The 24,854-nt window shown below is 70.2% G+C and carries 26 protein-coding genes and 3 tRNA genes; 19 read left to right on the top strand and 10 right to left on the bottom strand.

Going from position 1 to position 24,854, the window contains the following annotated elements; genetic code table 11:
• Window positions 1-2: 2 nt before the first annotated feature.
• A complete protein-coding gene (locus MMF94_RS19490; RefSeq protein WP_241038454.1) occupies window positions 3-224 on the bottom strand; it encodes a heavy-metal-associated domain-containing protein in 222 nt (73 codons plus the stop codon).
• A gap of 367 nt (window positions 225-591) precedes the next feature.
• On the opposite strand from MMF94_RS19490, the gene MMF94_RS19495 reads away from it, so the two are divergent.
• The 6 genes from MMF94_RS19495 (at window position 592) to mftR (ending at window position 3,617) form a co-directional block, all read left to right on the top strand.
• Window positions 592-828: a hypothetical protein gene (locus tag MMF94_RS19495; RefSeq protein ID WP_241038455.1), complete on the top strand. Its 237-nt coding sequence runs from the start codon at window positions 592-594 to the stop codon at window positions 826-828.
• A gap of 146 nt (window positions 829-974) precedes the next feature.
• Window positions 975-1,047: transfer RNA gene (locus MMF94_RS19500), tRNA-Glu, on the top strand.
• Between the two features lie 37 nt (window positions 1,048-1,084).
• Window positions 1,085-1,158, top strand: a tRNA-Asp gene (locus MMF94_RS19505).
• Window positions 1,159-1,185: 27 nt separating this feature from the next.
• A tRNA-Phe gene (locus tag MMF94_RS19510) sits at window positions 1,186-1,259 on the top strand.
• 285 nt (window positions 1,260-1,544) lie between these two features.
• Window positions 1,545-2,894, top strand: a complete 1,350-nt coding sequence (locus tag MMF94_RS19515; RefSeq protein WP_241038456.1) for a sensor domain-containing diguanylate cyclase — start codon at window positions 1,545-1,547, stop codon at window positions 2,892-2,894.
• Between the two features lie 102 nt (window positions 2,895-2,996).
• Complete coding sequence (mftR, locus tag MMF94_RS19520; protein WP_241038458.1) at window positions 2,997-3,617, top strand: mycofactocin system transcriptional regulator; 621 nt, start codon at window positions 2,997-2,999, stop codon at window positions 3,615-3,617.
• A gap of 21 nt (window positions 3,618-3,638) precedes the next feature.
• Here the strand turns inward: mftR and MMF94_RS19525 are convergent, their stop codons facing one another.
• The gene (locus tag MMF94_RS19525; protein ID WP_241038459.1) at window positions 3,639-4,568 is read right to left on the bottom strand and encodes an acyl-CoA desaturase; all 930 of its coding nucleotides are present in this window, start codon (window positions 4,566-4,568) and stop codon (window positions 3,639-3,641) included.
• 301 nt (window positions 4,569-4,869) lie between these two features.
• On the opposite strand from MMF94_RS19525, the gene MMF94_RS19530 reads away from it, so the two are divergent.
• Window positions 4,870-5,073 carry a cold-shock protein gene (locus MMF94_RS19530; protein WP_142059975.1) on the top strand — a complete coding sequence of 68 codons (204 nt, stop codon included), beginning with the start codon at window positions 4,870-4,872 and terminating at the stop codon, window positions 5,071-5,073.
• Window positions 5,074-5,170: 97 nt separating this feature from the next.
• Here the strand turns inward: MMF94_RS19530 and MMF94_RS19535 are convergent, their stop codons facing one another.
• Window positions 5,171-6,079, bottom strand: a complete 909-nt coding sequence (locus MMF94_RS19535) for an NAD-dependent epimerase/dehydratase family protein (RefSeq protein WP_241038658.1) — start codon at window positions 6,077-6,079, stop codon at window positions 5,171-5,173.
• 275 nt (window positions 6,080-6,354) lie between these two features.
• Here MMF94_RS19535 and MMF94_RS19540 point away from each other — a divergent pair, with 275 nt between their 5' ends.
• From MMF94_RS19540 to lon, 7 genes are all read left to right on the top strand, one after another.
• Entirely contained in the window at window positions 6,355-6,873 is a 519-nt protein-coding gene (locus tag MMF94_RS19540; RefSeq protein ID WP_241038460.1) for a bifunctional DNA primase/polymerase, read from the top strand.
• A 368-nt stretch (window positions 6,874-7,241) separates the two neighbouring features.
• Window positions 7,242-8,456: a DUF445 domain-containing protein gene (locus MMF94_RS19545; protein WP_241038659.1), complete on the top strand. Its 1,215-nt coding sequence runs from the start codon at window positions 7,242-7,244 to the stop codon at window positions 8,454-8,456.
• Between the two features lie 317 nt (window positions 8,457-8,773).
• Window positions 8,774-9,124 carry a helix-turn-helix domain-containing protein gene (locus tag MMF94_RS19550; protein WP_241038660.1) on the top strand — a complete coding sequence of 117 codons (351 nt, stop codon included), beginning with the start codon at window positions 8,774-8,776 and terminating at the stop codon, window positions 9,122-9,124.
• 21 nt (window positions 9,125-9,145) lie between these two features.
• A complete protein-coding gene (locus MMF94_RS19555; RefSeq protein WP_241038461.1) occupies window positions 9,146-9,901 on the top strand; it encodes a hypothetical protein in 756 nt (251 codons plus the stop codon).
• Between the two features lie 88 nt (window positions 9,902-9,989).
• Window positions 9,990-10,292 (top strand): DUF2516 family protein, encoded by a 303-nt coding sequence (locus tag MMF94_RS19560; RefSeq protein WP_241038661.1) that lies wholly within the window; start codon window positions 9,990-9,992, stop codon window positions 10,290-10,292.
• On the top strand, window positions 10,289-10,855 hold the full coding sequence (locus MMF94_RS19565; RefSeq protein WP_241038462.1) for a YbaK/EbsC family protein: 567 nt from the start codon (window positions 10,289-10,291) through the stop codon (window positions 10,853-10,855). Before MMF94_RS19560 ends, MMF94_RS19565 begins: the two co-directional genes overlap by 4 nt.
• 134 nt (window positions 10,856-10,989) lie before the next feature.
• Window positions 10,990-13,335, top strand: coding sequence for an endopeptidase La (gene lon / locus MMF94_RS19570; protein ID WP_241038463.1), 2,346 nt, complete (start codon window positions 10,990-10,992; stop codon window positions 13,333-13,335).
• A 74-nt stretch (window positions 13,336-13,409) separates the two neighbouring features.
• On the opposite strand, the gene purU is transcribed toward lon, so the two are convergent.
• Window positions 13,410-14,303: a formyltetrahydrofolate deformylase gene (gene purU, locus MMF94_RS19575; RefSeq protein ID WP_241038464.1), complete on the bottom strand. Its 894-nt coding sequence runs from the start codon at window positions 14,301-14,303 to the stop codon at window positions 13,410-13,412.
• An 81-nt stretch (window positions 14,304-14,384) separates the two neighbouring features.
• On the opposite strand from purU, the gene MMF94_RS19580 reads away from it, so the two are divergent.
• Window positions 14,385-15,647 (top strand): MFS transporter, encoded by a 1,263-nt coding sequence (locus MMF94_RS19580; protein ID WP_241038465.1) that lies wholly within the window; start codon window positions 14,385-14,387, stop codon window positions 15,645-15,647.
• Here the strand turns inward: MMF94_RS19580 and MMF94_RS19585 are convergent.
• On the bottom strand, window positions 15,616-16,122 hold the full coding sequence (locus MMF94_RS19585; protein WP_241038467.1) for a DUF2505 domain-containing protein: 507 nt from the start codon (window positions 16,120-16,122) through the stop codon (window positions 15,616-15,618). The two genes, MMF94_RS19580 and MMF94_RS19585, sit on opposite strands and share 32 nt — an antisense overlap.
• Before the next feature lie 24 nt (window positions 16,123-16,146).
• On the opposite strand from MMF94_RS19585, the gene MMF94_RS19590 reads away from it, so the two are divergent.
• The 3 genes from MMF94_RS19590 (at window position 16,147) to MMF94_RS19600 (ending at window position 18,725) form a co-directional block, all read left to right on the top strand.
• Window positions 16,147-17,184 carry a UDP-N-acetylmuramate dehydrogenase gene (locus tag MMF94_RS19590; protein WP_241038469.1) on the top strand — a complete coding sequence of 346 codons (1,038 nt, stop codon included), beginning with the start codon at window positions 16,147-16,149 and terminating at the stop codon, window positions 17,182-17,184.
• 95 nt (window positions 17,185-17,279) lie between these two features.
• Complete coding sequence (locus tag MMF94_RS19595) at window positions 17,280-18,476, top strand: L,D-transpeptidase (protein ID WP_241038471.1); 1,197 nt, start codon at window positions 17,280-17,282, stop codon at window positions 18,474-18,476.
• Window positions 18,477-18,515: 39 nt separating this feature from the next.
• Window positions 18,516-18,725, top strand: coding sequence for a hypothetical protein (locus MMF94_RS19600; RefSeq protein ID WP_241038473.1), 210 nt, complete (start codon window positions 18,516-18,518; stop codon window positions 18,723-18,725).
• Between the two features lie 12 nt (window positions 18,726-18,737).
• Here MMF94_RS19600 and MMF94_RS19605 read toward each other — a convergent pair whose 3' ends face one another.
• The 3 genes from MMF94_RS19605 to MMF94_RS19615 are packed head-to-tail and all read right to left on the bottom strand — an operon-like array spanning window position 18,738 to window position 20,675.
• The gene (locus MMF94_RS19605; protein WP_241038475.1) at window positions 18,738-19,658 is read right to left on the bottom strand and encodes an SMP-30/gluconolactonase/LRE family protein; all 921 of its coding nucleotides are present in this window, start codon (window positions 19,656-19,658) and stop codon (window positions 18,738-18,740) included.
• Window positions 19,658-20,395: an SDR family NAD(P)-dependent oxidoreductase gene (locus tag MMF94_RS19610; protein WP_241038477.1), complete on the bottom strand. Its 738-nt coding sequence runs from the start codon at window positions 20,393-20,395 to the stop codon at window positions 19,658-19,660. The genes MMF94_RS19605 and MMF94_RS19610 overlap by 1 nt, the downstream gene beginning before the upstream one ends.
• Before the next feature lie 28 nt (window positions 20,396-20,423).
• Window positions 20,424-20,675, bottom strand: coding sequence for a DUF2530 domain-containing protein (locus MMF94_RS19615; protein WP_241038479.1), 252 nt, complete (start codon window positions 20,673-20,675; stop codon window positions 20,424-20,426).
• Window positions 20,676-20,719: 44 nt separating this feature from the next.
• On the opposite strand from MMF94_RS19615, the gene MMF94_RS19620 reads away from it, so the two are divergent.
• Window positions 20,720-22,156 (top strand): NCS2 family permease, encoded by a 1,437-nt coding sequence (locus MMF94_RS19620; RefSeq protein WP_241038481.1) that lies wholly within the window; start codon window positions 20,720-20,722, stop codon window positions 22,154-22,156.
• Window positions 22,157-22,297: 141 nt separating this feature from the next.
• On the opposite strand, the gene MMF94_RS19625 is transcribed toward MMF94_RS19620, so the two are convergent.
• Complete coding sequence (locus tag MMF94_RS19625; protein ID WP_241038483.1) at window positions 22,298-23,215, bottom strand: glycoside hydrolase family 16 protein; 918 nt, start codon at window positions 23,213-23,215, stop codon at window positions 22,298-22,300.
• A gap of 57 nt (window positions 23,216-23,272) precedes the next feature.
• Window positions 23,273-24,850: a family 16 glycosylhydrolase gene (locus MMF94_RS19630; RefSeq protein ID WP_241038485.1), complete on the bottom strand. Its 1,578-nt coding sequence runs from the start codon at window positions 24,848-24,850 to the stop codon at window positions 23,273-23,275.
• Window positions 24,851-24,854 lie beyond the last annotated feature (4 nt).

Below are 24,854 nucleotides of genomic sequence, written 5' to 3' on the forward strand. Positions count from 1 at the left end.
GTTCAGTCGACGAGGTCGTAGCCGGCCTCGGTGACGGCCGCCGCGATCTCGTGACGGGCGACCTCGCGGTCCGCGAGCACCGTGACGGCCCCGCTCTCCAGGCTGACCTCGACGGCGTCGACGCCGTGGATCTCGCTGATCTCCTCCGTGACGGACATCACGCAGTGCTGGCAAGTCATCCCGGCGACGGTGACCTGGGTGCGGAACGGTGCCTCGACGGACATGCAGGGCCTCCTCGGATGTGGGTCGAATGGTGGCAGAACCGGCATCCGGTTCCCGCCCGGCCCACGCCGTTCACGATTCCAGTGGTGACAATACGGCCAGGGGGTAAGTAAGCGTGGCGACGCTCGCGACTCTCCTGTGTTCGCTCCGTCACGGTCGAGTCGGATCTTCTCCCGCTAAGAGGGGGTGCGTCGCGGAAGGGCGGTAGGTAACGTGCCGGTCACGGCCACGGGGGTGGCTACGGGGCGTTCCGGCGCGGGGTGGGGTACCCGCGCCGGGTAAGGCGACCGAGTTCTGCGGACGGCGCTGTCCGCGGTTGCGCGCCCCCGATCGGTCGAGGCCTGGTGGCGACCGCACGGGGAGGCGTCGATGAGTGGTATCGGAAGTGCACGGCGGGAGATCGGTGAGGAACGGATGGCACCGGGGGGCGCCATCCCGAGTCAGCGCACGGCTGCGGACGCCTATCGCGTCTCCGACGACCAGCTCCACCGCGCGAGGCTGGTGGTCGCGCGCAACTCCGCCGACTCCGACGACCTCCGGCAGTTGCTCGACATGCTCGGCTTGATCTCCGCCAACCCCGACCAGCCACCACCCGTCACCCGCTGATGGCCCGCCGGCTCGGCCGTGACCTGCGGTCGAGCCGGTCCGGCTCGATAGGTACCCCCGGGTGTGGGGCCCTTCAGACCCTGTCATATGCTTATGCGGCTCCCAACGGACAGCCGTTGCGGGCGGGGACTGCCCTGGTGGTCCAAGCCCCCATCGTCTAGCGGCCTAGGACTCCGCCCTTTCAAGGCGGCAGCGCGGGTTCGAATCCCGTTGGGGGTACGTTTCACCGGCACGACCGTACGATGCAGTACAGCAAGGCCCAGTGGCGCAGTTGGTTAGCGCGTCGCCCTGTCACGGCGAAGGTCGCGGGTTCGAGTCCCGTCTGGGTCGCTCCACCTTCCGGCACACCGCCGGTTCGGCCAGGTAGCTCAGTTGGTACGAGCGACCGCCTGAAAAGCGGTAGGTCGGCGGTTCGACCCCGCCCCTGGCCACAACTTCTGCAGCGCTCGGCATCACGAGCTTTCCTGCTCCGTGGCAGCACGCCAGGTATCCTGGCCTGGCCATGTCTCGTTCGGCCTGCCGGAAAGGCTGGGAGCGCGGCCCCCTGGATGTATACGCGGCGTGTGTCGCTGCCCGCCTTGTCGCGGCAGCTCACCGCTCGGCGGGTGGATCAGTTCGCCCGGGCCGCTGACGTAGGGTTGTCATCCGGCTACCATCCGTCGGGGGATGGGGGGCATGCGAACGTGACGACAGCCCGCTCGAAAGGGTTCTCGGGAATGCGACTGCCACGGCGCGGCCCTGCGGGCCTCACCCGTTGGGGCGTGTGGTCGCTACCCGCACCGGTACTCACCGTGATCCTGCTCGTCGAGCTGGTGGCTGTCGGCACACTCGTCATGAGCCTGCGCCACGGCATCGGCGATCTCCCGCACTCGTGGGCGCTCATCCTCGCCGTGCTGACCGCGGCCGGCATCGTCAGCACCGAGGCCTCGCTGGGCGTCGAGCGCGTAAGACGCCAGTCGGACGAGGGGCCGCACATCGACCTGAGCTCGGTCTGGACGTTCGCGGCTGCCGCGCTGCTTCCGGCGCCGCTGGCCGTGGCCGTGGCGCTCGTGCTCTGCCTGCACATCTACGCACGCGTGTGGCGCCGCTCGGGCGTGCCACCCCACCGGGCCCTCTTCAGCACGGCCACCGTCGTGCTCGCCGTGCAGGCCGCCGCGGCCGTGATGGCGCTGAGCGAGCCCACCGTTCTCTTCCGCACCGTCGGTGGCCTGCTGACGGTGCTGCTCGCCCTGGTGGTGTACGCAGCAGTCAACATGACCCTGGTCGTCGCGGTGATCGTGTTGTGCGGCCCGAACCGCCGTTTCTCCACGTTCCTGCAGACGCTCTGTCACGGTGACGACGCCGTCCTGGAGTTCGCCACGCTCTCCATGGGGGCGCTCGCCGCGTGCGCGATGGCGTCCTTCGGACCTGGGTACGCGGTGCTGGTGCTTCCCCCGCTGATCGTGCTCCACCGCACCGTCCTCGTGCGCCAGCTCGAGGAGGCCGCCAGCACCGACGGCAAGACGGGGCTGCTCAACGCCGCCGCCTGGCACGACCAGGCCAGCCGGGTGCTGCGCCGCGTCGAACGCTCGGGCGGGCACGCCACCGTGCTGGTGCTGGACCTCGACCACTTCAAGCACGTCAACGACCGGTACGGACACCTCGTGGGCGACCAGGTGCTCGCCACCGTCGCGGCTGCGGTGCGCAGCGAGGTGCGTGACGACGACATCGTCGGGCGCTTCGGGGGCGAGGAGTTCGTCGTCCTCCTGCCCGGTCTCGACGGTGACGACGGGCACCCCGGGGCGGAGGCGGTGGCGGAGCGCATCCGCCGGAGGATCAGGGCGCTGCGGGTCGACCTCGCCGACCCGGTGGGGCAGGCGGTGATCGACCATCTCAGCGTCTCCATCGGCGGCGCGATGATGCCGGCCGACGGCAACGAGCTGGGGCGTCTGCTCGAGGTGGCCGATGCCGCGATGTACTGCGCGAAGCATGCCGGTCGCAACACCGTGCGGATGGGGCTCTCCGCCGTGCCGAGCGCACCGGGAGGGGCTCGCACAGCGCGGCCCGCGCCGTATCGCCGCCCCTGACCACCGGGGCTTGCGGCGGCGCGGCCCGGTGCCCGTCGGCCCGCCGTGGGACGATCAGGCGGTTTGTGGCCGCTAGTGCTCGCGCCCGCCGAGGAATTCGACATGTCCGCACACCCGATGGATGACACGGCTCCGGCCCGCAGAGCCGGCCGCCGTCCCGTCACCACGCGGTCCGAGATCGAACACATCGCGCTTGAGCTCTTCAGCGAACGCGGCTTCGACACCACCACGGTGGACGACATCGCCAATGCCGCGGGCATCGGGCGTCGCACCGTCTTCCGCTACTACCGCTCGAAGAACGACATTCCATGGGGTGCGTTCGACGAAGAGCTCGAACGGATGCGCCGGACCTTCGCTGCGCTTCCCGCGGACCTGCCGATAATGGCCGGAGTCCGGCGCGCGGTCCTCGACTTCAACGAGGTGCATCCGGAGGAGCAACCGTGGCACAGGCGGCGGTTGCGGCTGATCCTCGACACACCTGCGCTCCAGGCCCATTCGACACTGCGCTACGCGAAATGGCGTCGGGTGGTGGCGGAGTACGCCGCGTCGCGACTCGGCCTGTCGCCTGACGATCTCGTGCCGCAGACGATCGGGCACGCCAGCCTGGGCGTGGCGCTGGCCGCCTACGAGCGCTGGCTCACCGAGGGCGGCAACCTGCACGAGTTGCTCGAGGTGGTCTTCCGCGCGCTGGAGAGCGGCCTGGTGCCGGAGCCGGCCCGGTAGCGGGGCCGGCCCCGGGTCGGCTCACCGCGAGAGCCGCTCCAGCCTGCGAGCCGTGGGCCAGCGCACGGAGTGGGCCCAGCCGAACTTCTCGAAGATCCGGATGACGGCGGCGGAGATGTCCACCTGCCCACGCTTCACCCCGTGCCGCGCGCAGGTCGGGTCGGCGTGATGCAGGTTGTGCCACGACTCGCCGAACGAGAGCACGGCGAGCCACCACACGTTCCCGGAGCGGTCACGTGCGGCGAACGGGCGCTCGCCCACCATGTGGCAGATCGAGTTGATGGACCAGGTGACGTGGTGCAGCACCGCCACCCGCACGAGGCCGGCCCAGAAGAACGCGGTCAGGGCGCCCCACCACGACCAGCTGACGAGACCGCCGATGAGGGCAGGCAGGCCGAGGCTCGCCAGCGTCAGCAGGATGAAGCTCCTGTCGACCGCCGCGATGTCACGGTCGGCCAGCAGGTCGGGTGCGAAGCGGCGTGCGTTGGTGCGGTCGCGGCCCAGCAGCCAGCCCATGTGGGCGTGCCAGAAACCGCGGACGAGTGCCGCCGGACCGGTGCCGAACAGCCAGGGTGAGTGGGGGTCGCCGTCCTTGTCGGAGAAGGCGTGGTGGCGCCGATGGTCGGCAACCCAGCCGACGACGCTGCCCTGGAACGAGATGCTGCCCGCCACGGCGAGGGCGATCCGCAACGGCCGCTTCGCCTTGAACGAGCCGTGGGTGAAGTAGCGATGGAACCCGACAGTGACACCCAGCCCGCTCAGGACGTAGAACGCCGCAGCGAGGCCGACGTCGAGCCAGCTGAGTCCCCAGCCCCAGGCCAGCGGGACCGCGGCGGCCACCGCCAGCAGCGGTATGACCATGAACGCGATGACGAGGGCCTGCTCGGTGCCGGACTTGCGGCCCTCGGTGAGGGCGGCGGCCGGCGGGCGTTCCTGCAGGACAGGGGGCATGTGGATCCTTCGCTTCATCACAGGGCCGGGGAACAAAGGTCACGGTACGGCAACGGGCGGCTTTCGCTTTGGCCATGCGAACCAACCATCGGTCGAATCGACTTACGCGCGTTCGCGGGCCCCCGTGATAGGTTCTGCCGCGGTTGCAGTCGTGTCTTCCTCGATCGTTGTGAAGCGTCCGTGGAGAGTGACGGTGGGCTTCACAGGCGATGCAGAGGTTTCCAAGCGTTCGTCGGTGTTCCCGTGCAGCCCCCGGTCGGCACAGTGCCGGCAGGGTCCGCTTCACGTATGGAGAACAGGTATGCCGCAGGGCACCGTCAAGTGGTTCAACGCCGAGAAGGGCTTCGGCTTCATCGCGACCGACGACAACGGCCCGGACGTCTTCGTCCACTACTCGGCCATTCAGTCGGACGGCTTCCGCACCCTGGAGGAGAACCAGCGCGTCTCGTTCGAGGCGAGCCAGGGCGCCAAGGGCCCGCAGGCCGACACGGTCCGCCCCATCTGAGAGAGCCTCTCTCGGATCGCAGCTTCGATGCCGGCGCCCGTCATGGGCGCCGGCATCGGCGTCTCCAGTGTCGTTTCCACGACACGAGGTAGGTCGGTCAGCTGCTCCTGGCCCACGCCGCCGTGCGGGCCACGCCCTCGTCCACACCGACCGGTGAGAAGCCCAGCGCCCGCGCGCCCGCGTCGTCCACCCGCACCGGCGGCAGGTGCCCGTAGACCTCGGAGCGGCGGGCGTACGTGTCGGCGTCCTCCCCGAGCGATGAGCCCGGTGGCAGCGTGCGCACCCGCGTGCCACCCACGTGGTCGGCGAAGGTGTGCAGAACGCGGCCGAACGTGGCCACCTCTCCGCTCAGCACGTACCGCCGGCCCGGCTCGCCGCGCTCCAGAGCGAGTAGATGCCCGGCTGCCGCGTCCTCTGCGAGAACCCATCCCACGGCGGCGTCGACGACGGCCGGCACCTCGCCACGAGCGGCCGCGATGAACAGACCGTTGTAGGACAACGGCCCCCGCGGGCTCGGGCCGTAGATGCTCACCGGGTTGACGATGACCGCGCCCATGCCGCCCGCGGCGGCCGTCAGCACGAGGTCCTCCGCAGCCGCCTTGCTCACGGAGTAGGGATCGGTGAGGGCGTGCGCCCCCGTGGGGGACTCGGCCACCAGCCCCGAGGAGTCGATCACCGCGGCGCTGCTGCTGGTGTAGACGAAGCGCGCCACCCCGGCGTCCGTCGCGGCCGCCAGCACCGAGCGTGTGCCCTCGACGTTGGCCCTGCGGGTCGCCTCGGCCGAGCTCTCCACGGAGCCCGCGAGATGGAGCACCGCGTGGCAGCCGTGCACGGCGCGGCGCACCGCATCGGTGTCGGCCAGATCGCCCACCACGACGTCCACGCCATCGGGTAGGAGCTCCGCCGCCTTCGCCTGGTCTCGCACGAGTACGCGGACGTCGTGCCCCTCCCGCACGGCCAGCTCGACCAGTGCGCTCCCCAGATAGCCGGTCCCACCGGTGATCATCAGCACCGGAGCATCGTTTCAGCCGCTGGCCGACGATAACCGGCGACAGGCGACATACCTCCACACGGAGCAGCCGTCGATCCCCCGACGCCTACCGGTCGCCCGCCGTTCACAAGGGCCGAACGGACTATGTGCATGGGCGCTCCCGCTCGTCTCGGAGTCGGGCTCGGTCGCCGCTGCAGGCTCTGAAACGCGTGTCGGAGCCGTCATGCTCAGTGTTGAGCCTCACAGAGACACGCCAACCGGGCGGGCTCGCACAACATCGGAGGTCAAAGATGCCGGGCTGGGACAGCTACCGCGCGGTGTACGGCGCGGAGCTGCGTGCGGCGGCGCTCGAGTTCGTCGACCACGGGTGGCCCGTGGTGGAGGAGTCGGCCACGTCGCTCCTATTGATCACCGGCTCGGCCCTCGATGTCCTCGAGGTACCGGCGTCCTGCGGGCGCGAGGTCTGCGCACAGCTGCGCGCCGCGGGAGCGGTCGTGCCGGTCGCGGCCACGCCCACCGGGTCGTGGTGGTTCCCGGTCGCCACCGGTGGCGCGCTCACGGAGGAGCTGCGCGAGACCGCCGGCGTCGCCCTCCACACCGCTGGTGCCCCGGTGCTGGCTCCGCCGTCCCAGGTGCCCGACGGCTGGGTGCACTGGCGGGTTGCGCCCGCGCTCACCGGCTACCGGGTGCCGTCGCCGGGGCTGATCGTGCATGCCGCCGCCGACGCCGTTCGGTGGCGGGCCGACCGCGAGTTGCACCCGGGCGCCCAGCGGCCCGCCGGTGCGATGGCGGTCGGACTGCGGTTCTGACGGACCGCGCAGCCGGCACCCGGCTCACCTCCCGCTGACGCGGCTCGTCGCGCCGCGCCGGGGGGACCCGGGCTCGCCGGTGGTGTGGCGCCCGAGGGGGGCTGGTCCCGGGGGAGATCCTCGCTGTGCGGCCGCACCACGAACGTGGCCGGGGTCGGTGGAACACCATCGACCCCGGCCAGACCCAGTTCCGGACAACGAGACTGCGGTCGGGCAGGCAGTATGGGTTCGTGCAGATCTCGGAGAGCCCCGGATCGGAAGCGCCGGAGGCGAAGCGCCCCGCGGGCTCGTTCCCGCGACCTGTCGTCCAGGTCGGCCTGGGTTTCGGCCGGATCGACGCCGCCACCCGCGCGCGTGACCTGCGGCGGATGAAGCGCTTCGCCACCGGACTGCTGCTGCTCGCCACGGTCATATTCCTGGTGTCCCGTTGGTGGGAAGTCAATGACGGGCCGGCGTGGATCGGGTACGTCCGTGCCACGGCCGAGGCAGGGATGGTGGGCGCGCTCGCCGACTGGTTCGCCGTCACCGCGCTCTTCCGGCGCCCGCTGGGGCTGCCGATCCCGCACACCGCGATCATCCCGACGAAGAAGGACATGATCGGCGACAGCCTCGGCGACTTCGTCGGGGAGAACTTCCTGGCCGAGGACGTGGTGCGGGACAAGCTCGCCCGCGTCCAGGTGTCGCAGCGGGTCGGTGCGTGGATCGGTCAGGAGGCCAACGCCTCCCGCATCACCGCCGAGCTCGCCACGGCCGCCCGTGGTGTCGTGACCGTGCTGCGCGACGAGGACGTGCAGGAGGTGATCGAGCAGATCCTCGTGCCGAAGCTCCTGGAGCGCCCGATCGGGCCGCCGCTCGGCACGGTGCTGGAGGGCGTGCTGGCCGACGGGTCGCACCTGCGCCTGGTCGATCTGGTGTGCGACCGCGCATACGACTGGGTCACGGCCAACCACGACATGGTCCTGCGGGTCGTGCACGAGAGGGCGCCGTCGTGGTCGCCCAGGTTCGTCGACGACCTCATCGCCGACCGCGTCTACCTCGAGGTGCAGAACTTCGCGTGGAACGTGAAGACCGACCCCGAGCACCCGTTACGCAAGGCGGTCGACCGCTTCCTCGTCGAGTTCGCCACCGACCTGCAGCGCGACCCGGAGACGATCGAGCGCGCCGAGCGGATCAAGTTCCAGATCGTCGGGCACCCGGACGTGCAGAAATTCATCGGCCAGGCTTGGAGCACGGTCAAGGGGATGATCCTCGACGCCGCCGCCGACCCGTCGAGCGCGCTGCGCAACCGGGTACGCGACGGGTTCATCGCACTCGGCACGCGCCTCAGCAATGACACGGAGCTCCGCGGCAAGGTCGACGGCTGGCTGGCCGACGCGGCCGGCTACGTCGTGAGGCACTACCGGGCGGAGATCACCACGCTGATCACCGACACCGTCGAGCGTTGGGACGCGGAGGAGACCTCGCGCAAGGTGGAGCTGCAGGTGGGACGCGACCTGCAGTTCATCCGCATCAACGGCACGGTCGTCGGTGCGCTCGCCGGGCTCGTCATCTACACCGTCGGTCAGCTGGCGTTCGGCTCGTAGCTCTCCGGAATCACTCGACCGCGCACAGCGATCTCTCGTCCTATGCGCGCAGTCTTTAGCAAGCACACCTAATTCGGCGTGCGGTGAGTCTTCGCTGCTCGAACCGGTGACGAAGGCCACGCAACGTGCAAGCTCTGTGCTTGCAACAGCTAGCGTTCGTGGGTAAGGTCGGCTGCGCGAACGGGAGGTGATCGGACGTGCCAGTACCGAGGGTCCCAAGACAGGACGGGGCCGGGGAGCGCGTCGGACACGCGGTCGAGCACGTCGGCCAGGTCGTCGAGCAGGCGGGCCAGGCCGTCGGCCAGGCCGTCGACGACATCGGCGGTTACATCCGCAGCCAGCGGGAGAGCGCTCAGGTGTCGCTGCGTCAGCTGGCTCGCACTGCCGGCGTCAGCAACCCCTACCTCAGCCAGATCGAGCGGGGGCTGCGCAAGCCGTCGGCCGAGATCCTGCAGCAGATCGCGAAGGGTCTGCGGATCTCCGCGGAGGCCCTGTACGTGAAGGCCGGGATTCTCGACGAAAGGCCGGCGAGCGACGTCACCGACGCCGTGCTCGCTGATCCGACCCTGACGGAGCGCCAGAAGCAGGTGCTCCTCGAGATCTACCAGTCCTTCCGGCAGGAGGGCGGCAAGCACGCTGCCCCCGGCCACACCACCGAACCATCATGACGAGGAGTGATCATCATGCCCGTGTCACTACCTACCGCCGCTGACGTCCGTAAGGCCCGTGAGCAGGCCGCCAAGAACGCCGCCGAGCGTGCCGAGATCGCCCGCACCCCGCTGTTCGCCGTCCTGGGCGCGGGCGAGATCGCCGTCTCCGCTGTGTCCAAGGCCGCCGAGGTTGCTCGTGCCCGCGCCGCCGTGGCCCGCACGCGTGCCACCGCCCAGGCAGAGGACGTGCAGCACCGCGTCGCCGAGTTGCCGCAGCGCCTGTCGTCCGAGGAGCTGCGCAAGACGGTGGCCGAGCTGCGTGCGCAGGCCGAGCAGGCCTACGCAGGCTTCGCGGAGCGCGGTGAGAAGACCTGGGGACGCATCCGCAAGCAGCCCCAGGTGGAGCAGGCACTCGCGACGTTCGGCTCCTACACGGAGAAGCTCGACGCTCGTGTCGACGGCTTGGTCGACGACGCCCACGATGCCGCCACCAAGGCCCTGGCCACGGTGACCACCCAGACCCGGTCCACCGGCGAGCGGGTTGCCCGCGCCAGCAAGCGCATCAGCGGGCGCACCGCCGACAAGGTCGCCGACGTGAGCGGTGACGCGTCGAAGGCCGTGGCCAAGGCCGGTGCCGAGACGGCCGGTGCGATCAACGAGGCCGGCGACGAGCTGGCCCACGACGCCCGCAGCGCCACCCGCAGGGCCGCCAACCGCACTGCTCCCAAGGACGCCACCCGCCGCCCGGCCACCCGCCGGACCGGTACGACGAACGGCACGGGTCCGAAGAGCTGACCCGATCCGTGCAGCGCCCCCGAGGTTCTCGTACTCCTCGGGGGCGCTGTGTCGTGGTCGTCCAGGGTAGGCTGCCCGTGTGAGCCTGCTGTACGACCTCGATGACTGGGTGCTGTGGGCGCTGTGGCTGCTGGCCATCCCCGTGGGTGCCTACGCCTTTATTCACGCCTTGATGCAGCGTGCCGACGCGTTCACCGCGGCCGACAAGCTCACCAAGCCGGCCTGGCTCGGGATCACCGGTGCCAGCGTGCTGGTGCTGGTCGTGTTCCAGGGAGGTCCGCGCAGCAGCGGCACCCTGTTCTGGTTGGCCGCTCTAGTAGCTGTGCTCGTCTACATCGTCGACGTCAAGCCCGCGGTGGTGGGCGTGCAGGGCGGCGGTAATCGCTGGTGAGTGCCTGGTCCGTCCTCGGCTCGCTGGAGGCGGTCCCCGCGCTCGACCGTCCCGATCTGCTGGGTGAGCCCGTCGCCCATGCCCTCAAGCTGCTCGATCCTGCCGACGCCGCGCTGGTCGGTGTCGCGGAGATCGACCCGGGGCTGGCCGACACGGCGGCGTTCTGCGAGGCCTACGGCTCCCCGCTCGACGGCTCGGCCAATTGCGTGGTGGTGGCCGGTCGGCGCGGCGACGAGACGCGCTACGCGGCCTGCCTGGTGCTCGCCACCACGCGTGCCGACGTCAACGGGCTGGTCCGCAAGCGGCTGAACGCGCGCAAGGCCTCGTTCGCGCCGATGGACGACGCCGTCGCGCGTAGTGGCATGGAGTACGGCGGGATCACGCCGATCGGCCTGCCCGAGGACTGGCCGGTGCTCGTCGACGCCGCGGTGGCAGCGGCCCCTGCCGTCGTGATCGGGAGCGGCGTGCGCCACTCGAAGCTGGCCCTCCCCGGAGAGCTGACGACCCGCCTCCGGAACGCAGAAGTACTGGAAGCCCTGGGAAAGCGCACTATGGAGCCGTAGTGCTGCCGGGCGGGGAGCTGTGACCGCACTACGGCTCCATAGTGCGTCGGCTGGGCTCAAGTTTCCTGCGTTCGCTCACGGCGGATTTACTTGAGCGCTGGAATTCGTTCAACGGTGTAAGCGTTGACTCGGGCATGACAGAGACGCTGAAGCTGCCGGTGCTTCCGCTCGCCGACTCGGTGGTGCTGCCCGGCATGGTGGTTCCCGTCCGGCTCGACGAGCCGGATGTGCAGGCAGCGGTCGATGCAGCGAACAGCGTCGATCGCAAGGTCCTGATCGTTCCGCGCCTCGACGGCAAGTACGCCGCAGTGGGCACGATCGCCGTCCTCGAGCAGGTCGGCAGGCTCCCCAGCGGGGAGCGCGCGGCCGTGGTGCGCGGTGAGGGTCGCGGGCAGATCGGGTCCGGAGTCACCGGCCCCGGTGCCGCGCTGTGGGTGGAGGCGACTCCGATCCCCGACCCGCCCGTCACGGGCAAGGCGACCGAGCTCGCCAAGGAGTACAAGGCCCTCGTCATCGGGATCCTGCAGCAGCGGGGTGCCTGGCAGGTCATCGACTCGGTGCAGCAGATCACCGACCCCGGCCAGCTCGCCGACACGGCAGGCTGGGCGTCCTACCTCGACCTGGACCACAAGTCCCAGCTGCTCGCGGAGACCGATCCGGTCAAGAGGCTGGAGCTGCTGATCGAGTGGACGCGCGAGCACGTCGCCGAGCAGGAGGTCTCCGAGAAGATCGCCAACGACGTCCGCGAGGGCATGGAGAAGACCCAGCGCGAGTTCCTGCTGCGCCAGCAACTGGCCGCGATCCGCAAGGAGCTGGGTGAGGACGAGCCCGAGGGCGCCGACGACTACCGCACGCGGGTCGAGAACGCCGACCTGCCGGAGCATGTGCGCAAGGCCGCGCTCACCGAGGTGGGCAAGCTGGAGCGCGCGTCGGACCAGAGCCCGGAGTCGGGCTGGATCCGAACCTGGCTGGACACCGTTCTCGACATCCCGTGGACGACGACCACCGAGGACACCGACGACCTCGTTGCCGCCAGGGCGATCCTCGACGCCGACCACGCCGGCCTCGACGACGTCAAGGAGCGGCTGATCGAGTTCCTGGCCGTCCGGGCTCGGCGCAACCGCCGCGGCCTCGACAAGGTCGGCGGACGCGGGTCCGGTGCCGTTCTGTCGCTGGTCGGCCCGCCCGGTGTCGGTAAGACATCGCTGGGTGAGTCGGTCGCGCGGGCCCTGGGCCGCAAGTTCGTCCGCGTCGCCCTGGGTGGTGTGCGGGACGAGGCCGAGATCCGCGGGCACCGGCGCACCTACGTCGGCGCGCTGCCCGGCCGGATCGTGCGGGCCATCCGCGAGGCGGGCTCGATGAACCCGGTCGTGCTGCTCGACGAGATCGACAAGGTCGGCAGCGACTTCCGGGGCGACCCGACCGCGGCGCTCCTCGAGGTGCTCGACCCTGCGCAGAACCACACGTTCCGCGACCACTACCTCGAGGTCGACCTCGACCTGTCGGACGTGCTGTTCCTCGCCACGGCCAACGTGTTCGAGGCCATCCCCGGCCCGCTGGCCGACCGGATGGAGATCGTGACGCTCGACGGCTACACCGAGGCGGAGAAGGTCGCCATCGCGCGCGACCACCTGCTGCCGCGCCAGATCGAGAAGGCGGGCCTGGAGCCGTCCGACGTCGAGTTCTCCGAGGTCGCACTCGGCATGATCGCCGCCGAGTACACGCGCGAGGCGGGTGTGCGGCAGCTGGAGCGTGGCCTCGCGAAGGTCCTGCGGAAGGTGGCCGTGCAGATCGATGCCGGTGCTGATGCGCGCTCCGCTGACGCTCCGCACGGGGAGGACGTCGAGCGGCCCGTTCACATCGACGCGGACGCGCTGGTGGGCTACCTCGGCCGGCCGAAGTTCACGCCAGAGACGGCAGAGCGGACGTCCGTGCCCGGTGTCGCCACCGGGCTCGCGGTCACCGGCGCCGGTGGGGACGTGCTGTTCATCGAGGCCACCTCGATGGAGGGCGAGCCCGGTCTGACCCTGACCGGCCAGCTGGGTGACGTCATGAAGGAGTCGGTGTCGATCGCGCTGAGCTACCTGCGCTCCCGCGGCCTGGCCGGCGACCTGGCGTCGCGCAAGCTGCACGTCCACGTGCCGGCGGGCGCCGTGCCGAAGGACGGGCCGAGCGCCGGCATCACGATGACCACGGCTCTCGCGTCGCTCGCCAGCGGGCGACCGGTGAAGTCGAACGTCGGGATGACGGGTGAGGTCACGCTGCAGGGCAAGGTCCTGCCGATCGGTGGTGTCAAGCAGAAGCTGCTGGCCGCGCACCGGGCCGGGCTGACCGACGTGATCATCCCGAAGCGCAACGAGCCCGACCTCGACGATCTGCCGGAGTCGGTGCGCGGTGAGCTGCGGGTGCACCCGGTGGCCGACGTCGCCGAGGTCCTGAAGCTGGCTCTCGAGCCGGTTCAGGTGGCTACCGCCGCCTGATTCCCTACCCCAGCGAACGGCGCTCTCGTCCGATCCTCACGGACGGGAGCGCCGTTCGTGCGTTCAGGGTGTCGTCAGCGGAAGACCACCGTCTTGTTGCCGTGCACCAGCACCCGGTCCTCCAGGTGCCACCGCAGGCCGCGGGCCAGCACGAGCCGCTCGATGTCACGGCCGCGGCGCACCATGTCGTTCGCGGTGTCGCCGTGGTCCACCCGGATCACGTCCTGCTCGATGATCGGGCCGGCGTCCAGGTCGGGCGTGACGTAGTGGCACGTGGCGCCGATCAGCTTCACCCCGCGCGCGTACGCCTGGTGGTAGGGCCGGGCGCCGACGAACGAGGGCAGGAAGCTGTGGTGGATGTTCAGCGCCCGCCCGGCCCACGCCCGGCAGACCTGGGCCGGAAGGATCTGCATGAAGCGGGCGAGCACGATCGCGTCGGGGTCGTAGCCCTCGACGAGTCCGCTCAGCTCGTCGAACGCCTTCTCCTTCTCCACCGCGTACCGCACGTTGCCCGGCGGCGGGAACTCGACGTGGTGGAACGGCACGCCGTGCGCGCGCACGATCTCGCCCAGCTCGTCGTGGTTGCCGATCACGGCGTCGAGCTGCACCGGGAGCTCACCGGCCGCCACACGGCCCAGCAGGTCGTGCAGGCAGTGCGGTTCCTTGGTCACCAGGAGCACGGCCCGCTTGGGCACCGCGGTGTCGGTGACCGTCCAGTCGGTCTGCCCGCCGAGCTCCGCCGCGACCTCGGCGAAGCGGTCCCGCAGTTCGTCGACCCCGTAGGGGAGTGAGTCGGCGCGCACGACCTGGCGGGTGAAGAACCATCCGGTGTCCGGGTCGGAGTGGTAGCCCGCCTCCGTGATCCAGCCGCCGGCGTCTGCGAGGAAGCCTGCGATCCTCGCCACGATTCCGGTGGTGTCGGGACAGCTCAGGGTGATCACATAGCGCTGGTCGGCGGTCGCATCCACAAGGAGATCGTGCCTTGTGGCCGACGCGGTGTGGCAGACGGCATGCTCTCGGCGGCTCGGCCGCAGAGCATCCTGTTATGCGTGACTTCACGGGCAAACGGCACCGACGACAAAGCCCGCACCCGCCGTCGCGCAGTAGCTGCAATGACGTTCGCCACCGGCGTCATCGTCGCCAACAACTACTACGCCCAGCCCCTCGAAGACGCACTCGCCGAGGCGTTCCACGCCACCTCGTCGCAGGTCGGCGTGGTCCTCACGCTCATCCAGCTGGGCTACGCGTTCGGGCTCGCCACCATCGTGCCCCTGGGTGACCTGCTGGAACGCCGCAAGCTCGTCGTCACGATGCTGTCGATGACCGTGGCAGCCATGGTGGTTGTCGCCGTCGCCCCGTCGCTGAGCGTCCTGGGCGCGGCCGCGACGCTCGTCGGGCTCACAACGGTGGCCGCGCAGGTGCTCGTCCCCTTCGCCGCGCACCTCGCCCCGGAGGGCCGGCAGGGCAAGACGATCAGCACGGTGATGAGCGGGCTGCTGATCGGCGTGCTGGTCTCGCGGGTCGTGGCGGGGCTGGTGTCGCAAGCGCTCGGCTGGCGTGCGGTGTTCGTGCTCGGTGCCGTGCTCACCGCGGTGGCGGTCGTCCTGCTGTGGCGCACCCTGCCGGTGCTGCCGCCCGCCACGAAGATGCACTACTTCGCGCTGCTGCGCTCGGTCGTCACCTTGGTGCGTGAGGAGCCGGTGCTGCGCTGGCGGGTGGTCTACAGCGCGTCGAGCTATGCGGCGTTCAGCGCCCTCTGGACCAGCATCGGCTTCATGCTGGCCGCGCCGCCGCACAACTTCGACCAGGGCGCCATCGGGCTCTTCGCCCTGTTCGGCGTGGCGGGCGCGGCGGCCGCTCGGTTCGCAGGCCGGTTGGCCGACCGCGGCTGGGCGCACCACGCGGTGGGCGGGTTCCTGCTCGTCTCGACGCTGGCCTGGCTGCTGATCGGCCAGGGCGCCGGTCCGGGAGTGGGCGCGGTGGTGGCCCTCGCGATCGGGCTGCTGCTGTTCGACCTCGGCGTGCAGGGCGTGCACGTCAGCAACCAGGCGATCGTCTACGCGCTGCGTCCCGAGGCGCGCAGCAGGCTCAACTCCGCCTATATGACGCTCTACTTCCTCGGCGGCGCTGTGGGAAGCGGCCTGTCGGCGGCGGCCTACGCGAGCAACGGCTGGTCCGGGGTGTCGGTGCTCGGCGGGGTGCTGCCGGCGATCGGGCTCGCGTTCTGGCTGGCGGACACCGCCTTCCGGAGGCGCCGAGCACGGGCGGGGACCCGAGCGGTCAGTGTCGCTGCTCCAGCCACTCGCGCGTGAACTGCGTCTCCAGATCGAACAGCTCACCGATCCGCCCGACCACGACCTCCTCGATCCGGCCGCCGATCAGGGGGACCTTGACGCTGATGTCGAGGCGCAGGAGGAGCTCGCTGCCCGGGTTGGCGTCGTGCAACTGCATGCCACCTGCCGCTGACGCGGGCGTGTTGTGGATCGTCACCGCCACCGTGGCGTCGTAGCGGCCCGGGCCCTGCTTCTTCCAGCTCTCGGCGCGCTCGATGGTGATGTTTCCCGGCAGCACCGTGCGGAGCGCGGCCGGCATGTCCTGCGCGTCGAGGCCGTGCCGCAGCCGGTAACGCACGCCGCCGTCGCCATCGGGGTGGTGCTCCAGGAGTGCCGCGCCCGGGCCCCCGATCTTCGCCAGCCGCGCACGTAGGTACTCGGGGTCGGTCATCGTGGCGTACACCTCGTCGGCGGGGTACGGCCACGTCGAGCGGTAGTCGAATTCCCGTGGCATACGGGGAGGCTACCGTTGACCCTCGTGCCGGTACCTGAAGTGGCCACGCGGCTCGCCCCGCTGACGACGCTGCGGCTCGGCGGTCCGGCGCGCACGGTCGTCGCCGCGCCCTCTGCCGAGGCAGTAGTCGAGGCCGTACGAGCGGCCGACACATCCCGGGAGCCCCTGTTGCTGCTCGGCGGCGGATCGAACGTCGTCATCGCCGACGAGGGGTGGAAGGGCACTGTCGTGCGGATCGCCAGCACCGGACGGGCCGTGGAGCACGGCGAGAACGGCTCCGTGGTGCTCACGGTCGAGGCGGGCGAGGACTGGGACGGCGTCGTCGCGGCCTGCGTGGCCGATGGGCTCGGCGGGCTGGAGTGCCTCTCCGGGATCCCCGGCCGGACCGGTGCCACCCCCGTGCAGAACGTCGGTGCCTACGGCGTGGAGATCGCCGAACTGCTCCTCGACGTCGACCTCTACGACCGCGGCGCGGGCGTCGTCCGCGAGCACGTGCCTGCGGAGGAGCTGGGCCTGGGGTACCGCACCAGCGCCCTCAAGGGCCGCGACGATGCCATCGTGCTGCGCGTCCGTCTCGCCCTCTCCACCGACGCCACGAGCGCGCCGATCCGCTACCCGGAGCTCGCCAGGACGCTCGACGTCGAGCCCGGCTCGCGGGTCCCGGCGGCGGCGGCGCGGGAGGCCGTGCTCGAGCTACGCCGCGGCAAGGGCATGGTGCTCGACGCGACCGACCACGACACCTGGAGCGCGGGCTCGTTCTTCACCAACCCCGTGCTTCCGGAGGCCGAGGCGCCGGAGGGCGCACCGCGCTGGCCGGCCGGTCCCGGACTCGTCAAGGTCCCGGCGGCCTGGCTGATAGAGCACTCCGGGTTCCGCAGGGGGCATCCCGGGCCCGGGGGGCGCGTCGCGCTGTCCGACAAGCACGTGCTCGCCCTCACCAACCGCGGCGACGGCACCACCGCCGACCTGCTCGCGCTGGCGAGCGACGTGCGGCGCGGTGTGCAGGAACGGTTCGGGATCGAACTGGTGCCGGAGCCGGTGCTGGTCGGCTGCCGGATCTGATCAATGCGTACGCTCCGCATAGCAGCGTTGTGGGGCAACCGGGCGGGGGGTCCGGGCGTCTCTCTCCCTGCGGGAAGTGCTGTGAGGGGAAGTTCATGAAGAGGATCCTGCTGGTCCTGGCAGTGGTGCTGATCGGTTCGCTGGGTGTGGTCACCGCGGCCACCGCCGCCGGACGGCAGGCCATGGAGACGGTCTCGAGCGCATCGCAGCCGGAGCCGGACCCTCCGCAGGACGTCGCTCCTGTGGCCAAGGTCTCCTACTCGCCCGCAGCCGGTTCGGACAGCACCAACCCGACGGCCACGGCCACGGCCACGGTCCGCGAGGGCAAGTTCGACGAGGTCGCCCTCACCGGTCCGAAGGGGAAGCCGGTCAAGGGCTCGTTCAACAGCGAGCACACGGAGTGGACCGCCGCGGGTCCCCTCGCCTACGGCACCACCTACACCTGGAGCGGCAGTGCAGTCGGCACCGACGGTAAGTCGGCGCCGGTGAACGGATCGTTCTCCACCCTCTCGCCCGCGACGACCGTGCGCGGCACGCTCAACATCGGTGACGGGCGCACCGTCGGTGTCGCGGCACCGGTGCGCATCCAGTTCAACGGCCACGTCGCCGACCGGGCCGCGGTCGAACACGCCCTGTCGGTCAGCACGTCGGTGCCCGTGGAGGGTTCGTGGGGCTGGCTGCCCGACGAGGGCGGCGGCTCGCGAGTCGACTGGCGCCCCAAGCAGTACTGGCCGAGCGGCACCACGGTCACCGTCAAGGCCGAGCTCTTCGGGGTGGCCTACGGGCAGGGCGCCTACGGCGCCGCCAACGTCACGTCCACCTTCGAGATCGGTCGCGCGCAGATCGTCAAGGCCGACGTCAACAGCCACCGGATGATCGTCATGCGTGACGGGAGCCAGATCGCCGACTTCCCGGCGAGCTACGGGCTCGGCTCCGACCCCAACCGCAACACGCGCTCGGGGATCCACGTGGTGAGCGAGAAGTTCACCGACAAGCGGATGGTCAGCCAGCAGTACAACTACGACACGGTCGAGCAGTGGGCGGTGCGGATCAGCAACAACGGCGAGTTCATCCACGCCAACCCGGCATCGGCGGCAGCGCAGGGCTCCGACAACGTCACCCACGGTTGCGTCAATCTCTCGATCGACAACGCGAAGGCCTACTACGACACGGCGCTCTACGGCGACCCGGTCGAGGTGACGGGCACTCCCGTCCAACTCTCCGCGCGTGACGGCGACATCTGGGACTGGACGCTCAGCTGGGACCAGTGGAAGAAGCTCTCCGCCTTGTAGTCGGGGGTTGGCGCCCGGCTACGGCGGGTACGCGCCCGCATGCGTCCCGATGATCTGAGCGACCAGGCGGTCACCCGCGCGGAACCCCTCCCCGAGGAGTTGGCGGTCGAGCGCGGCGATGAGGACCGGCGGGCCGCGGCCGTCGAGATCCTGCGCGACTCCGAGGAGCGGATCGCGGAGGCGGTGGAGGGCAACGCGCCTGCCGACGCGGCCACCGAGCGCAGGCAGTCCGAGGAGACGACCTCGTAGCAGGGGTCGGCGCTACCGGCCCGCGGCCGCTCCGCGGAGCACCGCCGCGGCGTCCCGCACCGTGGTGCGGATCCGGTACAGGCTCGACGTCGCGACGATGTAGAGGGTGCGCCCGTCCTCACCCCCGAAGCACAGGTTGCCGATCTTCTCCGGCACGGGCACACGCTCCACCCGATTGCCGGCCGGGTCGAACACCTGCACCGAGTCCAGGCTCGACGTCCACACGTTGCCGGCCTCGTCCACCCGAATCCCGTCGGGCAGCCCGGGGTCGACCTCGGCGAACTCGCGACCGTTCTTGCACCGCCTGCCGTCGAACACGTCGTAGCAGTGGATCGAATGACCACCCGGCCGGTTCGGGTCGCGGTGGCCGTCGGGCGGCGAGACGCCCGAGTCGGCGACGTACAGAAGCGACTCGTCGGGCGAGAAGGCGAGCCCGTTCGGCATCTCGACGTCGATGACGACCGGGGTCACCGACCCGTCCCGGGGATCGAACCGGAACACGTAGTGGTCGCGGTACTCCAGTTCGCCAGGGTGACCTTCACCCGGCTTCTGGATCCCGTAGGAGGGATCGCTGAACCAGATGGTGCCGTCGCTCTTGACGACGACGTCGTTCGGCGAGTTGAACCGAACCCCTGCCCACCTGTCGACGATGGTCTCCACGACGCCGTCGCGCTCCCGTTCCACGGCGCGCCTGCCGTGCGAGCACTGGACCACCGAACCGTCGAGGTCGAGGGTGCGGCCGTTGGTGAACTCCACGTCATCGCGGTACACCCTGAGCTCACCGGACTGCTCCGAGTACTCGAGGATCCGGTTGTTCGGGATGTCGCTGAAGCGCAGCGTCCTGCTCTCCGCCAGCCACACCGGCCCTTCGGCCCAGACGGCTCCGGAACCCACCTTCTCGAGCACGGCACCGGACTCGATCAGCATCGACATCAGCCTTCCCGCTTCATCCGCATGGCGCTCGCCTGGTTGCGCGGCTTGACGACGATCTGGTCGATGTTCACGTTGCTCGGACGGGTGGCGGCGAACGCGATCACGTCGGCGACGTCGTCGGGCGTTAGCGCCTCGATGCCGCGGTACACGCCCGCTGCCCGGTCCGCGTCACCGTCGAAACGCACGAGGGAGAACTCGGTCTCCACGAGTCCGGGCAGGACTTCGGTGAGCCGCACCGGTCGGCCGAGCAGCTCGCCGCGCAAGGTGCGGTGCAGCATCGCCTGTGCGTGTTTGGCCCCGGTGTAACCGGCGCCGTTGTCGTAGGCCTCGATGGCCGCGATCGAGGTGATCGTGACGATGTGCCCGTCGCCCGATGCGAGCAGCGCAGGCAGCAGCGCCTTGGTGACGCGCAGGGTGCCGATCACGTTCGTCTCGAACATCCACCGCCAGTCCTCCTCGTCGGCCTCCGCGACCGGCTCGAGGCCCTTGGCGCCACCCGCGTTGTTGACCAGCAGCCGGCAGACGGGAACCGCGGCGGCGAACGCGGCGACCGACTCGGGGTCGGTGACGTCCAGGCGCACCGCCGTGCCGTCGATCGCGGCGGCGATCTCGGCGCATTTGTCGACGCGGCGCGCTCCGAGCACGACGTGGAACCCGGCCTTCGCGAGGGCGTAGGCCGTGGAGGCCCCGATGCCCGAGCTGGCGCCGGTGACGACGGCGATGGGTCGGTCGGTCATGGCCCGAGCCTAATGCGGCGGGAGAAGGTCACTCCAGGCCCTGCTGGGCGCTGCGCGACCCCCGCCGCACGGCGGCCCGCTGCCATGAGTACACCCCGTATCCGAACGCGCCGAGCAGCGTTCCGGCGACGCATGTGGCGAACCAGATGTCCAGCGGCCGGCCGGTGAGGGCCCACGCGGCGAGCAGGACCACCGCCCCGACGAGCCACAGCGTCGTGCCCACCACCGCCACGGTGCCGACATGGCTCAGCCGTGGGGAGAGCGGCGGTGGCTCGACCATGTTTCCAGCCTACGTCCGTCCGCTTGGCGATCTACGGTGAGCGCGTGCTCGAACGTCTCTTCCACGTGTCCGAGCGCGGCTCCACCGTCGGTCGTGAGCTGCGCGGCGGGCTCGTCACATTCGTGACGATGTCCTACATCATCGTTCTGAACCCACTGATCCTCGGCAGCATCGCCACGAGCGGACCGGGTGCCAAGCCGGACGCGTTGGGCAACGTTCTCGGCATCCCGCAGGTCGCCGCGGTCACCGCGCTGGTCGCCGGGATCATGACGCTGTTGTTCGGGCTCGTCGCCAACTATCCGTTCGCGATCGCGACAGGGCTCGGAATCAACTCGCTCGTCGCCGTCACGCTCGCTCCGATCATGAGTTGGCCGGAGGCGATGGGCCTGGTCGTGATCGACGGCGTGATCATCGTGCTGCTCGCCGCCTCCGGGTTCCGCACGGCGGTGTTCAACGCCGTGCCGCCGGAGCTGAAGGCGGCGATCGCCGTGGGGATCGGGCTCTTCATCGCGTTCATCGGGCTGGTCGACTCCGGCTTCGTGCGGCGCATCTCCGACTCGGCCGGCACCACCGTGCCGGTGAGCCTGGGCATCCAGAACTCGATCGCGTCGTGGCCGACGTTCGTGTTCGTGATCGGCCTGCTGATCACCACCGTCCTCGTGGCGCGCCGGGTGCGGGCCGCGATTCTGCTCGGGGTGATCAGCACCACGGTGGTGGCGATCATCGTCGAGGCGATCGTGCACGCCGGGCCGTCGGCGGGCACGAACCCGAAGGGATGGGCGCTGTCGGTGCCGACGCTGCCCGACAGCATCGTCGGCCTGCCCGACCTATCGCTGGTCGGGGCCGTGTCCTTCGGCGCGTTCGTCCACCTCGACCTGATCACGGTCGTGCTGCTGGTGTTCACGCTCGTACTGGCCAACTTCTTCGACGCGATGGGCACGATGGCCGGGCTGGGCCAGCAGGCCGGGCTCGTCGGGCCGGACGGTCAGTTGCCCCGCGTCGGCCGGGCCCTCATCGTCGAGGGCATGGGCGCGGTGGTCGGTGGCGCGGCCTCGGCGTCGTCGAACACGGTGTACGTCGAGTCGGCGAGTGGCATCGCGGAGGGCGCACGCACCGGCCTGGCCAACGTGCTCACCGGCCTGCTCTTCCTGCTCGCGATGTTCTTCACCCCGCTCTACTCGATCGTGCCGATCGAGGCCGCGGCGCCTGCGCTGGTGATCGTCGGGGCGCTGATGATGCGCCAGATCACCCAGATCGACTTCACCGAGTTCCGGGTGGCGCTGCCGGCCTTCCTGATGATCGTCGTCATGCCGTTCACGTACTCGATCGCCAACGGCATCGGAGCGGGCTTCGTCGCCTACGTCGTGCTGGCTGCGGCCACCGGCCGTGTCCGCACCGTGCACCCGGTGATGTGGGTGGTGGCCGTGGCTTTCGCCGGCTACTTCGCGGTGGGGCCACTGCGGGGACTGTTCGGCGTGTAGAGCTCTTGCGATCCGAGGAAGGGCAGGCTAACCTTCCTTACGTCGCTTCGTGGTGGGAGTGACGCGTCAGTTCGGGATCGTGTCGGGGCCCTGGCCTACAGGCCAGGGCCCCGACACACGTTCTGGCTCGGTCCGCCCGTCTCACGGGGCGTAGATGCGCACCCAGTCGACCTCGAGCTGCACCTGGGCAGGGGTGGTGTCGTCGATCGGCGGGATCCAGTCCTTGCCGTAGGGGCCGATGTCCTGCTGCATCGCGAGGTGCATCGGGCGCGGCGGGATGGTCTTCGGGTCGGAGCTGCGGAAGATCTCCTGACCGTCGATGAAGCCGGCGACGTGGTCGGGACCCCACTCCACGGCGTAGTTGTGCCACTGGGTGAAGTCGCCGGGTGTGGTGGTGCCGATCTGGCTGTTGCTCTCGCCGTAGTGCAGGACGAAATGGGTTTCGTTGCGCAGCCCGTTGGGGATCTCCATGAAGTTGATCTCGCCCCCCTCGGGCCAGTCCTCGGCGTCCGGCCAGAGCAGGATGACCGCGCCGTAGCCGGTGCCCTGCTGCGCGCGAGCCCGCACCTCCCAGCGTCCGTGCTGCTGGCCCTGCGACCACGCCATGCCTCCCGAGGAGTAGCCGTGGCTGGTGATCTTCAGCGTGCCGTTCGAGACCGACAGGTTGTCCGGATCGTGCTGACCGACGCCGCCGGTGGTCTTCCCGCTGTAGGCGGACCAGAGGCCGGTGTTCAGCGTGGTGCCGTCGAACTCGTCGTTCGCCACCAGCGGCCAGTTGTTCCGTATCGCGGCCTCGGTGTCGGAGCGGGTGCTCGGGTCGAGGGTGGCGCGGCCCTCGGGGCGAATCGGGTCGCGGGTGTCGATGCCCTCGTCGGCCGGGGCGGCGGCCGGTGTCTGCTGGCCGTCACCCCCGCCCTGGCTGACCGCGACGCCGATCAGCACCCCCAGCAACGCGGCCACCACCGCGACGGCCACCATGACGATGGCCGTCCGGCGTTTGACCGTGGGCGGCGGATTGTCCGGTGGGTCGGGCATGGTCAGCTGTTGCGTGTCGGCCACGCCGGAAACCGTAGGGTGACAGCACTGTGTGAATGCTGAGAGTGGGTCACGAACGGGTCACCGCCACGAAAACAGCCGACGGAGCAGTTCTCGCACCGGGCTCTCATTCTGGTCCCCCTCGTCGCCGTCATCGCGCTCGTCGCTCTTCTTGCTGTTGTCGTCTGCCGAGCCGCGTTCGTTGCCGTTGTCGTCGTCTTCGCTCGCGCTCCTGCGCTTACCGGTGGTGCCGGTATCGCTCGTGGAGCCGTCGAGGGAATACTGCCGCACCCAGTCGACCTCCATGATCGACTGCTTGGGCGTGTCGCCCTCGGGAAACCAGTCGAGCTGGATGCACAGGTGCATCGGTCCGGGCGGGAAGATGCTGCTGTCGGTGGTGCGGTACCACTCCTCGCCGTCGACGTAGGCGGTGATCGCCTCCGGGGTCCACTCCACCGCCCAGTTGTGCCACTCGGTGCCGTCGATCTCGACCGAGCCGTTCACCTGCGAATTGTCCTCGCCGTAGTGGATGAAGATGTCGGTCTTCTGGCGAGTGTGGTCCATCATCTCCATGAAGTCGATCTCTCCGCCCACCGGGAAGTCCTCGGCGTCGGGCCAGAGCAGCAGCAGCGCGTTGTAGGACGGATCCGATACCGGTGCCCGCACCCGGCCTTCCCACCTGCCGTACTTCTGGCCCGGGTTCCACGCCATTCCGGCCGTGGTGCCCGAGGAATCACCGGTGATCGTGAGGATCCCGTCCTCCACGGAGACGGCCGACGGCGAGCGGGTGCCATTCCCGCCGTGGCCGGGGCCGTCGTAGATGTCCCACTGGTCGGTGCCGTTGGAGAAGTCGTCCTCGCGGTTGGGTGCGCCCCAGCCGTGCTGCTCCGCCGCTGTGGTGCCGTCGCTTGCACTCGATCCGGTGGCTGAACCTGCTCCGGCCGAGTTGCGGGAGTCGTCGGAACCGGAACCGCTGTCGGACCCGGAGTCTGAATAGCCTGAGTCGGAAGAGTCCGAGCCGGAGTCGGAACTGCCGGAGCGGGAGGCGGTGCCGGAGCGATCGCTGTCGGCCTCGTTTCCCCTCTGTCTGCTGTCGGTATCGGAGCCGGAGGCGCTGTCGCCGCGTCCGTCGCCAGAACTGCTCATGTCGCTCTCGTCGCTGTCGTTCTCACTGCTGTCGCTCTCATCGCTGTCGTTTTCGGTGCCGGTATTGCTGCCCGTGTCGTTGCCGCCGGTGTCGTTGCGGTCGTCGTCCCGGGTGTCGTCGTCGTTCTCGGCCGAGCTCTCGTCCGAGCCGTCGGTGGAGCGCGGTGCATTGTCCGTGGTGTCTTCGGACGTGTCGTCGCCGCTGTCCTGGGAGCGGGATCCAGAGGCGCTGCCGCTCGACCCGGTGTCACCGGAGCCGGCATCACTGCTGCGTTCGGGGTCGCGGCCGGCGGCGCCGGTGCGCTCGTCGGGGGCGGTGTCGGCCGGCTCCTCGCCGTCGGCAGCGGCGGCCGGGGAGCCGCTCACCCCGGGCTCGATGACCTTGATCGACGGTTCCGAGGGCAGTGCGTCGCCGGTGGCGGCATCGGTGCCGGGCGCGACGAGGATGACCACCACGGCGATGCCGGTCGACAGGTACTTCCGGACCAGCTCCTCGAGCTCCTGGAAGCTCATGACG

Source organism: Pseudonocardia alaniniphila (genome assembly GCF_022524485.1).
Classification (GTDB): domain Bacteria; phylum Actinomycetota; class Actinomycetes; order Mycobacteriales; family Pseudonocardiaceae; genus Pseudonocardia; species Pseudonocardia alaniniphila.